Genomic DNA, 12,232 nt, shown 5'->3' on the forward strand with positions numbered 1-12,232 from the left:
CGTGTCAGCCCTGCTGGTGGTAGGCCTCCAGCACCTCGGCGGGGATACGTCCACGATCGGACACCTTCCTCCCCTGCTTGCGGGCCCACTCCCGAATGGCCTGGTTCTGCTCACGATCGGCGGATGCGGGACGTGCGGCCTTCACACCGGCCGGACGGCCCGGGCCGCGCTTGCGACCTCCGGCCTTGCGAGCGCCGGCGACGAAGTCGGCGAGAGCGTCGCGGAGCTTGCCCGCATTGCCCGAAGAAAGGTCGATCTCGTAGGACACGCCGTCCAAACCGAAGCCGACCGTCTCCTCCGCCTTCCCGCCGTCCAGGTCATCGACCAGGGTCACGGTGACCTTCTGCGCCATGCGTATCCTCCTGGACTCCGAATTCGCGGTGTTCCCCGACCGCGACCAAAGCAATGTCGGGTGCAGGTTAGCGCACAACTACCGCAATGCGCAGACCGGAGTCCGAGAAGTTACTTCATTCAGGGCGCACGAGGGGGAACAGGATCGTCTCCCGGATACCGAGACCGGTGATGGCCATCAGCAGTCGGTCGATGCCCATTCCCACGCCACCGCTCGGTGGCATTCCGTACTCCAGCGATCGCAGAAAGTCTTCGTCCACCGGCATGGCCTCGACGTCCCCGGCGGCGCTCAACCGCGCCTGGGCTTCCAACCGCTCCCGCTGGGCCACCGGGTCGACCAGTTCGGAGTATCCCGTGGCCAACTCGAATCCGCGCACGTACAGGTCCCACTTTTCGGCCACGCCGGCCCGGCTGCGGTGCCGCCGGGTGAGCGGCGAGGTCTCCAGCGGGAAATCACGGACGAACGTGGGCGCGTGCAGGTCGGCCCCGACCAGGTGCTCCCACAGCTCCTCGACCAGCTTGCCGTGGCCCGACTTCGGGTCGACCTCCAGCCGCACCCGGTCCGCGAGCTCGCGGAGCTCCTCGACGGAGGTGTCCGGCGTCACGACTCCGCCGGCGGCCTCGGAGAGCGACTCGTACATGCCGAGGGTCGTCCACTCGCCGCCGAGGTCGTACTCCGAGCCGTCGGCCAGCGTCACCCGGTGCGAGCCCGCGACCGCGAGGGCGGCCTCCTGGACCAGCTCGCGGGTGAAGACCGCGTTCGACTCGTAGGTCGCGTACGCCTCGTAGAACTCCAGCATCGAGAACTCGGGCGAGTGGGACGAGTCCATGCCCTCGTTGCGGAAGTTGCGGTTGATCTCGAAGACCTTCTCGATGCCGCCCACCACGCAGCGCTTGAGGTACAGCTCGGGGGCGATGCGCAGGAAGAGGTCGATGTCCAGGGCGTTGGAGTGCGTGACGAAGGGGCGCGCGGACGCGCCGCCCTGCAACGTCTGCAACATCGGCGTCTCGACCTCGACGAAGCCGCGCCGGTGGAACGACTCCCGCAGGGACCGCACGACGGCGGCCCGCCCGCGCACGGTGTCCCGGGCCTGCTCCCGCACGATGAGGTCCACGTACCGCCGGCGGATGCGGGTTTCCTCGGCCAGTTCCTTGTGCGCCACGGGAAGCGGCCGGAGCGACTTGGCGGCCAACCGCCACTCGGCGGCCATCACGGAGAGCTCGCCGCGCCGGGAGGTGATGACCTCACCGCGCACGAACACGTGGTCGCCCAGGTCGACGTCGGACTTCCAGTCCGCCAGCGCCCGCTCGCCGACCCCGTTCAGGCTGAGCATGGCCTGGAGTTCGGTGCCGTCGCCTTCGCGGAGCGTGGCGAAGCACAACTTCCCGGTGTTGCGGATGAACATCACCCGTCCGGTCACCCCGACGACCTCGCCGGTGGTGACATCGGGTTCGAGCCCCTGGTGCCGTTCCCGGACCTCGCGCAACGTGTGCGTGCGGGGGACCTCGACCGGATAGGGGTCCACCCCGCGCTCCAGCAGCCGCGCCCGCTTCTCCCGGCGCACCCGAAGCTGTTCGGGAAGGTCGTCGTCACTGGTGGCGGTGGGGGTCGCAGGCTGCTCACTCACGGGGGGAAGCGTACGGAAAGACCCCTCGGGGAATCGAACCGGTTCTCACTATGGTGGGGACGGTGACGAGTGATGACTTGCGTGCTCGCCGAGCGAACTCCTTCGGAGCACATGCCGCCACCTACGCCGAACACCGCCCGGACTACCCCGTGGCCGCCATCCGGTGGGCGGTGGAACCCCTGGGCGAAGGTCCGCACCGGGTCCTCGACCTGGCGGCGGGAACCGGGAAGCTCACCGGCGGGCTCATCGCGGAAGGCCACCAGGTCACCGCCGTGGAGCCCGACGAGTCGATGCTGTCGGAGCTGGTGCGCCGGCACGGGGGCGTGCGGGCGCTGCCGGGAACCGCGGAGCGCATCCCCCTCCCGGACGCGACGGTGGACGCGGTCCTGGTGGGCCAGGCGTTCCACTGGTTCGACAAGGCGAGGGCGCAGACCGAGATCGCCCGGGTGCTGCGGCCCGGGGGCACCCTGACCTCGCTGTGGAACGACTCGGACACCACCGTGCCGTGGGTGGCGAAGCTGGACGAACTGGCCAAGTCCACGGTCAGCGGGCAGCACTCGCTGGAAGAGGAGGTCCCGGAGCACGAGGAGTTCCAGCGGACCGAGCACCGGCGGTTCCCCCACGCGCACCGCCGGACGGCGGAGTCCCTGGTGGAGACGATCGGCACGCACTCCCACGCGCTGGTGATCAGCGGAGCGGAACGGCGGGAGCTGCTGGCCTCCCTGCTGGCCTTCCTGAAGGGCAACCCGGAGACGGCGACCGGCGAGTTCGACTTCCCCATCGTGACCGTGGCGACCCGCCAGCACCGCCGCTGACCACGGCGCGGTCCCGGTGCGCGCGGGGCGCACCGCCCACCGCGCCGCTCACCGCATGTTGCGCTCGAACACCAGCCGCAGACCCAGCAGCGTCAGGTCCGGCACGTGGGCCTGGATCGTCGCCGACTCCGTCACCACCAGCGGGGCCAGCCCGCCCGTGGCGATCACGGTCACCGGTCCGGGCTCGGTCACCTGCAACTCGTCCACGATCCGCCGCACCAGCCCGTCCACCTGCCCGACGAACCCGTACACGATCCCGGACTGGAGGCACTCCACGGTGTTCTTCCCGATCACCGACCGGGGGCGCACCAGCTCGACCTTCCGGAGCTGCGCCGCCCGCGCGGCCAGCGCGTCGACCGAGATCTCGATCCCCGGGGCCAGCGCCCCGCCCAGGAACTCGCCCTTGGCCGAGATGACGTCCAGGTTGGTGGAGGTGCCGAAGTCGACCACCACGCACGCCGTGCTGTGCAGGTGGTGCGCGGCCAGTGTGTTGATCACCCGGTCGGACCCGACTTCCTTCGGGTTGTCGACCAGCAGCGGCACGCCGGTCCGCACACCGGGCTCGACCAGCACCTTCGGCACCGCCGAGTAGTACCGGCCGAGCATGACCCGCAGTTCCCGCAGCACCGCCGGCACCGTCGACAGCGCCGAGATCCCGGTGATCTCGTCCGCGTACTGCCCCAGCAGCCCGCGCATGGTCAGCGCGAGCTCGTCGGCGGTCATCCGCGCGTCGGTGCGCATCCGCCAGTCGCGCACCAGCGCGGCCCTGTCCCCCGTCCCGTCGTACAGGCCCAGGACGATGTTGGTGTTGCCGACGTCGATGGCGAGCAGCACTGGACAATCCCCTCCGCCGGAACCCCGGTCAGTTCTCGGCCTGGATCAACGCGTCCAACGCCGTGGCGTCCTCGGTCTCCGACGACGAGGCCACCTCGGGCACCGCACCGCCGACCGCCACGGCAGCACCCGCGCCACTCGGCACCGCGGCACCGCTGACCAGCCCGGACCCCTCGGGCGCGTGCGCGGCGTCCGCGCCGAGCTCCACCACCCGGTTGTCCGCGTCGACGAACACCACGCGCGGCCGGTGCTCCCGCGCCTCGGCGTCGTCCATCTGCCCGTAGGCGATCAGGATCACCAGGTCACCGGGCTCGACCAGGTGCGCAGCGGCCCCGTTGATCCCGATCACGCCGGACCCGCGCTCGCCGGGGATGACGTAGGTCTCCAGCCGCGCCCCGTTGGTGACGTCGACGATCGCGACCTGCTCGCCGGCCAGCAGGTCGGCGGCCTCCATCAGATCCCGGTCCACGGTCACCGACCCCACGTAGTGCAGGTCGGCCTGGGTCACCGTGGCGCGGTGGATCTTCGACTTGAGCATCGTGCGGAACACCGGGGTCCCCCTCACTCGTCGCCGGTGCCGAGCAGCACGGCGATGTTGTCGATCAGCCGGGTGGAGCCCACCCGCGCGGCGACCAGCAGCCGCGCGTCCCCGTTCTCCGGCGCGGGCCCCAGGTCGGGTGCCCGCACCTCCAGGTAGTCCACGTCCACCGAGGGCTCGGCCGCGAGGACGGCGGAGGCCGCCTCGACCACGGCCGCCGGCCCCCTGCCGCTCACGTGCGCGCCCGCCACCAGCGCGGCCGACAGCGCGGTGGCCGCCGACCGCTCCCCGTCCGACAGGTACCGGTTGCGCGACGACAGGGCCAGGCCGTCCGGTTCCCGCACGGTCGGCACGCCGACGACGGCGACCGGGATGTCCAGGTCCCGCGCCATCCGGTGGATCAGCGTCAACTGCTGGTAGTCCTTCTCGCCGAACACCGCGTAGTTCGGCTGGACGATGTTGAACAGCTTGGCCACCACGGTCAGCACCCCGGTGAAGTGCCCCGGCCGGGACGCGCCCTCCAGCTCGTCGCCGAGCGGTCCGGGCGACACGGTCACCGTCGCGCCCGGCAGGTAGACGTCCTCCACCGCCGGCGCGAACACCAGGCCCGCCCGCTCCTGCCGGCAGAGGTCCACATCGGACTCGAAGGAGCGCGGGTACCGCGAGAAGTCCTCCGCCGGCCCGAACTGGGTGGGGTTGACGAAGATCGACACCACGACCACGGTGTTCTGCATGACGCGGGCTTCCCGGATCAGCTTCCGGTGGCCCTCGTGCAGCGCGCCCATGGTGGGCACCAGCGCGATGTTGCGCCCGGCGGCGCGCAGCGCGCGCACCACCCGCCGCAACCGCTCCGGGTCACGGTGCACCGTGACGTCGTCGGGCGCGTAGTCGTCTTTGGTGAGCGGCTTGGTCATCGGTCCTCAAGGGTGGTGCGGACGTCGGCGGCCGGTTCGGGCTTGAGCAGCCCGGCGGCCTGCGCGCGGTCGGCGGTGCGGCGCGCGAGTGCTCGGTACGGGGCGAGGGTGTCAGGTGCTTCGGCGGCCAGCACGCGCAGGTGCTCGGCGAGGGTCCCGGTGTCGCCGCGCGCGACCGGTCCGGTGAGCGCCCGGTCGCCGTGGCGCAGGACGTTGTCCAGCGCGGCGGACAGCAGCGGCCCGACCACCCGCTCGGCGTCGTCGACCCCGGCCGAGCGGAGCAGGTCCGCGCAGTCCGCGACCAGCGTGATCAGGTGGTTCGCGCCGTGCGCGAGGGCCGCGTGGTAGAGCGGTCGGGCGGCTCCGGGGATGCGCACGGGCTCCGCCGCCATCTCCACGACCAGCGCCTCGCCGACGTTCCACGCCGCCTCGTCGCCGTCGGCGGCGGTCACGCCGACCGAGCACGCGGTCATCCGCTCGACGTCCTCGGGCCGCCCGGTGAACGTCATCACCGGGTGCAGGGCGACGCAGAGGGCACCGACCGACCGCGCGGGCTCCAGGACGTCGACGCCCTGCGCACCGCTGGTGTGCACGACGATCTGCCCGGCGCGCAGCGACCCGGTGGCGACCAGGCCGCGCACCAGGCCGGCCAGTTCGTCGTCCGGGACGGCCAGCAGCACCAGGTCGGCCGACGCGGCGACCTCGGGCGGCGACGCCACCGGCACGTCCGGCAGCAGCTCTTCGGCCCGGCGCAGCGACTCGACCGACACGGCGGACACCGAGCTGACCACGTGGCCCGCCCTGGCCAGGGCGGCACCCAGCACCGAACCCACCCGGCCCGCCGAGATCACTCCGACAGCCAGCCGCGCGGGGCGGGGGGTCGCGTCCATGCGACGTACTCCTTCAACGGCGTTCCAGGCCCTGGACGGGTACCGGACGACGGCCGCGAGCGTAATCCCGCGTCCGCCGGGCAGAACTCAACTGCGACGAACACCACCCGCCGCTTTCAGCGCGCCCGGCGCGTCCACCGCCGCCTGACGTGCGGCGATCAGCGCCTCCAGGAGCTCGGCGTGCCGCTTTTCAGCACCCGCGCCCGCTGTTCCGAGCTGAATCCGGTGCCGCAGGAACGCGAGCTCGGTCGCGGCCACCTGGTACTCGGCGACGGCCCGCGCGGCCTGCTCGCCGACCTTGCGCCGCACCGCGCGCCGCCACCGCCGGCGGCCCTGCAACGACGCCAGCAGGGTGACCTCGCTGGACGCGATCCACCGCTGCGCGGCCATCTCCGGGAGCCGGCGGGCCACGATCCGCTGCTCCCGGCGGCGCTGCCAGATCACCAGCCACACCACGCCCGCGAAGATCGGCACCATGATCAGGAAGTACAGGTTGATGAACGTCGACCCGGTGCCCACCGTGGTGGAGAAGTTCCACAGCGAGTGCAGCCCGGCCGCGCCGAGGTAGCCCAGGACCGGCGCGACCCACCGCAGCGTCCGGTTGCCGGTCATCGCCGCGATGCCGACGCCGATCCCGGTCATGGCGGTGAACAGCGGGTGCGCGAACGGCGAGAGCACGCCGCGCAGGACGAACAGCGCCACCACCCCGCTGGACAGGTCGCCGAAGCCGCTGTCCACGAACACCCGCGCGAAGTAGTAGATGTTCTCGGTGTACGCGAAGCCGGCCGCGGTCACGCCGGCGTAGACGATCCCGTCCACCACGCCGTCGAACTCCTCGCGCCGGCGCAGGAACAGCGCGACCACGAACACCGCCTTGGTCGCCTCCTCCACGATCGGCGCGCCCACGACGGCGGCGAACGTCGACCCGTCGCCGTTGTTGATCAGCTCGCCCAGCACGTGCGCGGTCTGGTTGAACACCAGCGACGTGATGGTCGCGCCGCACGCCCCCCAGGCGAAGGCCAGCAGCAGGATCTTCGCCGGCTCCGGTTCCCAGCGGTCCACCCAGAGGAACGCGCCGAGCACCGCGGCGACCGGCACCAGGGCGGCGATCGCGCCGACCAGGATCGGCCCCACGCCGATCTTGCTGGTGCCCAGGCCGAGCAGGATCAGGCCGCACGTGCCCAGCGTGATCAGCCCGACCACCGGCAGGAGGACGGTCCAGCGGCGCTGGTCGACGCGCTTGCGGGCGGGGGAGGTGGTCACAGTGAGCAACCTTAAAGGGACACTTGACGGATGAGGGACTCGGAAGGGGCGTGGCGCACCGCGCTGTACGGCCCGGAGGGGTTCTTCACCCGAGGCGCGGTACCGGCCGACCACTTCCGCACCGCGCCGCTGATCGGCCCTGAGCTGGCCGAAGCGCTCCTGGTGCTGCTCGAACGGGTGGACTTCGCCCTGGGTGGGCCGGCCCGCCTGGACTTCGTCGACGTCGGCGCGGGCGGCGGCGAACTCGCGGCGGCCGTCCGCTCGCTGGCCACCGGTCCGCTCGCCGACCGGCTGCGCGTGACCGCCGTCGACCTCGGTCCGGCCCGCTCGCTGCCGGGCGTCGGGTGGACGCGGGAGCTGCCCGCCGCCGTGCACGGGCTGCTGGTCGGCCACGAGTGGCTGGACGCGATCCCGTGCCCGCTGGTGGTGGGCCCGCACGAGGACCCGTGGCTGGACCGCTGGTGGCCGTTGGCACCCGGCCGGCGCGCCGAGGTCGGCGCGCCCCGGGACCGGGCGTGGGCGGACGCCGTGGGCCGGGTGCGGGGCGCGGCGCTGGCCGTCGACTACGGGCACCTGCGGGCAGACCGGGCGGCGGGCCGGTACCCGGAAGGCACCTTCGCCGCGTACCGGGAGGGCCGCCGCGTGCCGCCGGTGTTCGACGGGTCGTGCGACCTGACCGCGCACGTGGCCCTGGACGCCTGCGCCGAGGCCGCCGGCGGCGACCGGGTGCTGGTGTCCCAGCGCGACGCGCTGGCCGCCCTCGGCCTGTCCTCGTCGAGTCCGCGCGGTCTTACCGGCGTGGCGTGGCTGGAGGCGGCGGCCAAGGCGTCCCGGGTGGCCGAGCTCCGCGCGCCCGGCGGCCTGGGCTCGTTCGGCTGGCTGCTGCACGGCGTCGGCGTCCCGGTCGCGGACCTGCTGCCGCCGCTGCCGCCCTGGCGTCCCTGACCCGGCACCCGGCCCCGCCAGTGGACAACCAGGTTGTCCGCCTGCACACTGGACGACCGTGCAACCCGTGTCGATGCTGCTGGCCAGGACGTTCCGGGCGATGACCGACCGCTTCCACGAGCGCCTGGCCGAGCACCGGCTGGAGCCGCTGCGCCCCGCGCACGGGTACGTCTTCCGGTACCTGTCCGCGCACCCGCACCCGACGACCGTCGACCTGGCCGCGCACCTGGGCGTCTCGAAGCAGGCCGCCGGCAAGACCGTCGCCGAACTGGTCGGGTGGGGCTACGTCCGGCGCGAGCCGCACCCCGCCGACCGCCGCGCGCAGGTCCTCGCGCTGACCGGCGAGGGCCACGACTACCTGCGCCTGGCCGACCGCCTGTGGGCCGAACTGGACGCCGAATTCGCCGCCCTCGTCGGCGACGCCGAGTTCGCCGGCCTCCGCGACAGCCTCACCGCGTACCTGGACCGCACCGCGCCGGGCGGCATCCGCCCGGTCTGGTGACCCCACCCGGGCCGCCACGTCCGAAGACCGCCGGCCTCCCGGGGTCCCGACGACCAGGCTCGGCCGCATGAGGATTCACGCGTTGCCCACGGACGTGGTGGAGCGGGCCCGCCGGCTGGCCGGCACGGACGAGTTCCACGAGCTGCGGTACGAGTCCCCGGGCGCGCCGCTGCGGTGCTGCCTGCGCAAGGCCGGCCCCGGCGAACCGCTGGTGCTGTTCCGGTACTCGCCCACCGCCGGGCGCGGCCCGTACGAGGAGTTCGGCCCGGTGTTCGCGCACATGCTGCCGTGCGCCGGCCCGGACACCGTGCACGAAGTGCCCGAGGCGTTCCGGCACAACCGGCGCACCCTGCGCGCCTACGACGCCGACGGCCGCATCCGGGACGGCGAGATCGCGCGGCCCGACGAGTTGAGCGCCCGGATCGAAGGGTTGTTGGACGACCCCGCCGTGGTCGAGGTGCAGGTGCGCAGCGTGTCGCACGGTTGCTTCCTGTTCGCGGTCACCGCGGACTGACGTGCGAGCATGACGCGGTGGAGATCACCGTCGGCGTCGGTGCCGGAGCCCGTCACCTGGGCGTGGACCGGGTCGTCGACCTCGGCCCGCTGCACCCCTCCGCGCACGGCGCGTACCGGCTCCGGTTGACCGTGCGCGACGACGAGGTCATCACCGCCGCCGAACCGCTCGTCGGCCACCTGCACCGGGGCGCGGAGAAGCTCTTCGAGGTCCGCGACTACCGCCAGGTGCTGACGCTGGCCAACCGGCACGACTGGCTGGCCGCGTTCTGCAACGAACTGGCCGTCGCGCTCGCCGTCGAGCGGATGACCGGCATGGACGTGCCCGCCCGCGCGCAGGTCCTGCGGGTCGTGCTGTGCGAGCTCAACCGGATCATGGCGCACCTGGTGTTCCTGACGCCGCTGACCGGACCGGCCGCCGCGCGCGGGCGGGAAGCCGTGCAGGCCGTGCTGGAAGAGGCGTCGGGCGGCCGGATCCACTTCATGTTCAACCGGATCGGCGGGCTCCGCGAGGACGTGCCCGCCGGGTGGGCCGACCGGGTGCGCGCCGCGCTGTCCGCCGTGGACATCGGCCCGATCCCCGACGGCTTGGCCGGGATCGGCGTGCTGTCGCGGGAGTCCGCGCTCGCGTACGGCGTGACCGGTCCGACCGGGCGGGCGTCGGGGGTGGACTTCGACCTGCGCCGGGACGATCCGCTGCCCGGCTACCGGGGGCTCGACGTGACGCCGGTGGTGCGGACCGGGGGCGACGCGCTGGCCCGGGTCCGGTGCCTGGTGGACGAGGTGCGGCAGTCGGTCCGGCTGGTGGGGCGGTGCCTGGACCGGGTGCCGGGCGGGCCGGTGAACCTGCGGCTGCCCAAGGCGGTCAAGGCCCCCGAGGGGTCGGTGTACACCCGGGTCGAAGCGCCGCTCGGCACGTCCGGGGTGCACCTGGCGTCGCGCGGCGAGAAGACGCCGTGGCGGCTCAAGCTGCGCACGCCGTCGTTCAACAACGTGCAGGCGTTGTCCGCGCTGCTGCCCGGCACGGCGGTGGTCGACCTGCCGGCCGTGCTCGGGTCGTTCGCCGTGGTGGTCGGCGACATCGACAAGTAGGTCAGTCCTCGCCCCGCCGCCGACGCCGGCGCGGCGACTCGCCCCCGCCGAACGCGGCCAGCAGCTCGCTCACCGACTTGCCGTCCGCGTGCGCACCGGCGGGCTCGGGTTCGGGCGCGCCCCGGTGCCCGGCGGGCCGGTCCTCGGCCCGCCGCCGGCCGCCGGCCTCGTCGGCCGTCCGCCGCTCGGTGGACAGCTCGGCCGACGACCGCCCGGCGGGCTCCGCCGAGACCGGCAGGTAGCCGCTCTCCTCCGCCGCGCGCTGCCCGGTCGCGGGCACCGCCTGGTACCCGCTCTGCTCGGCCGCCCGCTGCCCGGACACCGGCACGGGGTGGTACCCGCTCTGCTCGGCCACGCGCCGGACCGGCGCGGGAGCGGGGTGGTAGCCGCTCTGCTCGGCCCGCTGCCCGGCGGTGGGCACGGCCTGCTGGTACCCGCTCTGCTCGGCGCGCCGGACCGGCGTGGGCCGGTGCCCGGCTTGCTCGGTCCGCTGCCCGGTCCCCGGCGCGGGGTGGTAGCCGCTCTGCTCGGCCGCGCGCCGAGCGGCCTGCGCCGACTCCGCACCGGTCACCGGGCGGAAGCCGCCGGTCTGGTCGGCCGGGCGCGGCGCGGCGCGCCGCACGGGGGCCTGCTCGACCGGCGCGGCCTGCTCGGTCGCGGGGTGGCGGGCGGACTGGTCCGCCGCCACCGCGTCCCGGCTGATCATCTCGGTCCGCTCGGCGACCCGGCTGCGCCGCTGGATCGTGTGCTCGGTGCGGGACGGCTCGGACTTGCGCACCACCGGTTCGGCGGGCACCTCCGGCCGCGCGGCCTCGGCCCGCCCCCGAACCTCGTCACCACCGGGCGCACCGCCCGAAGCACCACCGCCGGAAGCACCACCGGCGGACACCCCGCCACCCGAACCACTACCGCCCGAACCACTACCACCTGAACCGCTGCCACCGGCGGCACCGCCACCGGGAGCCCCGCCGGAACCGGGCCCGTCACCACCGGCACGACCACCACCGCCACCCGGCACCGCGCCACCGCCGGACCGGGCCGGTGCCTTCGCGTCGGTGAAGAAGTCCGCGGGCTCGGTCGCACGGACCGGTTCGGCGCGCCGCGTCGAATCCGCCGGACGGCTCGCCGGCGTCAGCCGACCCGCCGGTTCCGCCCGGCTGACCCGCTCGGGCGACTCCGGCGCGCGCACCGCCGAGGCGGGCCGCTGCTGGGTCGTCCGGGCGGGTTCGCGCCGCGCGGGCTGGGCCGGGTCACGCCTGCTCGGGTCGGGGCGCACGGGTTCGGGACGCCGAACCTGCTCCTTGCGCGGGGCCTCGTGCGGCACCCGCTCGATCAACTCCGTGCGGTCCGGCGCGGCCGGCTTCTCCACGGTCTTCGTCACGGTCGTCGTCTTCGCGGGCCCGGTCGTGATGATCCGCTGGTCGCTCACCGACATCACCCGGGACTGGTCGGACAGCGAGCGCATCCGGGTCGACTCGGCGCGCAGCGCCACGCGTTCCACCAGCACCTCGCCGCCGAGCAGGGCCTCCAGGTTCTCCCGCAGGGCGCGCAGCTCGCCGCGCAGCGCCTCCAGGTCGTCCTTGGCCTCTTCCCGCACCCGCTTGCGGGTCTCCGCCTCGATCTCCAGCTCGTACTCGCGGCGGGCGGCGACCTCGCGCTCCAGCTCCAACTCGTACACCGACTGGAGGTCGGCCACCTCGTCCGCGCCGTCGTGGACCTGCCCGCGGTAGCGGGCCGCGAGGAACGCGCCGACCAGCGCGGCCCACAGCGCCGCGACGACGGCCAGTCTCAGCCACCGGGCGCTGTCGCTCAGCACCAGCACCGCCGCGGCACCCAGCGCGAGCGCCAACGCTGCTACCAGCAGTAGTCGCCCAGAGCCACGACCGTGATCTTGCTGCTCGTCGTCCTGCGACGTGCCTCGCCCGGTCATGGCGTCTACCGTACCGG

13 protein-coding genes are annotated in these 12,232 nt (G+C 73.7%); 5 read left to right on the top strand and 8 right to left on the bottom strand.

The window, feature by feature from the left end:
• Positions 1-4: 4 nt before the first annotated feature.
• Together AB0G01_RS02155 and lysS are read right to left on the bottom strand one after the other, a co-directional pair.
• A complete protein-coding gene (locus tag AB0G01_RS02155; RefSeq protein ID WP_360938694.1) occupies positions 5-352 on the bottom strand; it encodes an Lsr2 family protein in 348 nt (115 codons plus the stop codon).
• Between the two features lie 115 nt (positions 353-467).
• Complete coding sequence (gene lysS, locus AB0G01_RS02160) at positions 468-1,979, bottom strand: lysine--tRNA ligase (RefSeq protein ID WP_360938697.1); 1,512 nt, start codon at positions 1,977-1,979, stop codon at positions 468-470.
• 50 nt (positions 1,980-2,029) lie between these two features.
• Between lysS and AB0G01_RS02165 the strand changes: the two genes are divergently transcribed.
• Positions 2,030-2,794: a class I SAM-dependent methyltransferase gene (locus AB0G01_RS02165; RefSeq protein ID WP_360938700.1), complete on the top strand. Its 765-nt coding sequence runs from the start codon at positions 2,030-2,032 to the stop codon at positions 2,792-2,794.
• Positions 2,795-2,842: 48 nt separating this feature from the next.
• On the opposite strand, the gene AB0G01_RS02170 is transcribed toward AB0G01_RS02165, so the two are convergent.
• The 5 genes from AB0G01_RS02170 to AB0G01_RS02190 all read right to left on the bottom strand — a co-directional run bounded on the left by AB0G01_RS02170 (position 2,843) and on the right by AB0G01_RS02190 (position 7,233).
• On the bottom strand, positions 2,843-3,628 hold the full coding sequence (locus tag AB0G01_RS02170; protein ID WP_360938702.1) for a type III pantothenate kinase: 786 nt from the start codon (positions 3,626-3,628) through the stop codon (positions 2,843-2,845).
• A gap of 28 nt (positions 3,629-3,656) precedes the next feature.
• Entirely contained in the window at positions 3,657-4,178 is a 522-nt protein-coding gene (gene panD, locus AB0G01_RS02175; RefSeq protein WP_360938704.1) for an aspartate 1-decarboxylase, read from the bottom strand.
• Between the two features lie 11 nt (positions 4,179-4,189).
• Positions 4,190-5,080, bottom strand: a complete 891-nt coding sequence (panC, locus tag AB0G01_RS02180) for a pantoate--beta-alanine ligase (protein ID WP_360938706.1) — start codon at positions 5,078-5,080, stop codon at positions 4,190-4,192.
• A complete protein-coding gene (locus AB0G01_RS02185) occupies positions 5,077-5,970 on the bottom strand; it encodes a DUF2520 domain-containing protein (protein ID WP_360938708.1) in 894 nt (297 codons plus the stop codon). Before AB0G01_RS02185 ends, panC begins: the two co-directional genes overlap by 4 nt.
• Before the next feature lie 87 nt (positions 5,971-6,057).
• A complete protein-coding gene (locus tag AB0G01_RS02190) occupies positions 6,058-7,233 on the bottom strand; it encodes a PrsW family glutamic-type intramembrane protease (protein ID WP_360938709.1) in 1,176 nt (391 codons plus the stop codon).
• A gap of 30 nt (positions 7,234-7,263) precedes the next feature.
• On the opposite strand from AB0G01_RS02190, the gene AB0G01_RS02195 reads away from it, so the two are divergent.
• From AB0G01_RS02195 to AB0G01_RS02210, 4 genes are all read left to right on the top strand, one after another.
• On the top strand, positions 7,264-8,178 hold the full coding sequence (locus AB0G01_RS02195; RefSeq protein ID WP_360938711.1) for an SAM-dependent methyltransferase: 915 nt from the start codon (positions 7,264-7,266) through the stop codon (positions 8,176-8,178).
• 58 nt (positions 8,179-8,236) lie between these two features.
• Positions 8,237-8,680, top strand: a complete 444-nt coding sequence (locus tag AB0G01_RS02200; RefSeq protein ID WP_360938713.1) for a MarR family winged helix-turn-helix transcriptional regulator — start codon at positions 8,237-8,239, stop codon at positions 8,678-8,680.
• A gap of 67 nt (positions 8,681-8,747) precedes the next feature.
• Positions 8,748-9,194, top strand: a complete 447-nt coding sequence (locus AB0G01_RS02205; RefSeq protein ID WP_360938715.1) for a DUF1203 domain-containing protein — start codon at positions 8,748-8,750, stop codon at positions 9,192-9,194.
• Between the two features lie 17 nt (positions 9,195-9,211).
• Entirely contained in the window at positions 9,212-10,285 is a 1,074-nt protein-coding gene (locus AB0G01_RS02210; RefSeq protein ID WP_360938717.1) for an NADH-quinone oxidoreductase subunit D, read from the top strand.
• A 1-nt stretch (position 10,286) separates the two neighbouring features.
• On the opposite strand, the gene AB0G01_RS02215 is transcribed toward AB0G01_RS02210, so the two are convergent.
• A complete protein-coding gene (locus AB0G01_RS02215) occupies positions 10,287-12,215 on the bottom strand; it encodes a DUF6779 domain-containing protein (protein WP_360938719.1) in 1,929 nt (642 codons plus the stop codon).
• Between the last annotated feature and the right edge of the window lie 17 nt (positions 12,216-12,232).

It is taken from the genome of Actinosynnema sp. NPDC023587 (assembly GCF_040640215.1).
In the GTDB taxonomy this organism is placed as follows: domain Bacteria; phylum Actinomycetota; class Actinomycetes; order Mycobacteriales; family Pseudonocardiaceae; genus Actinosynnema.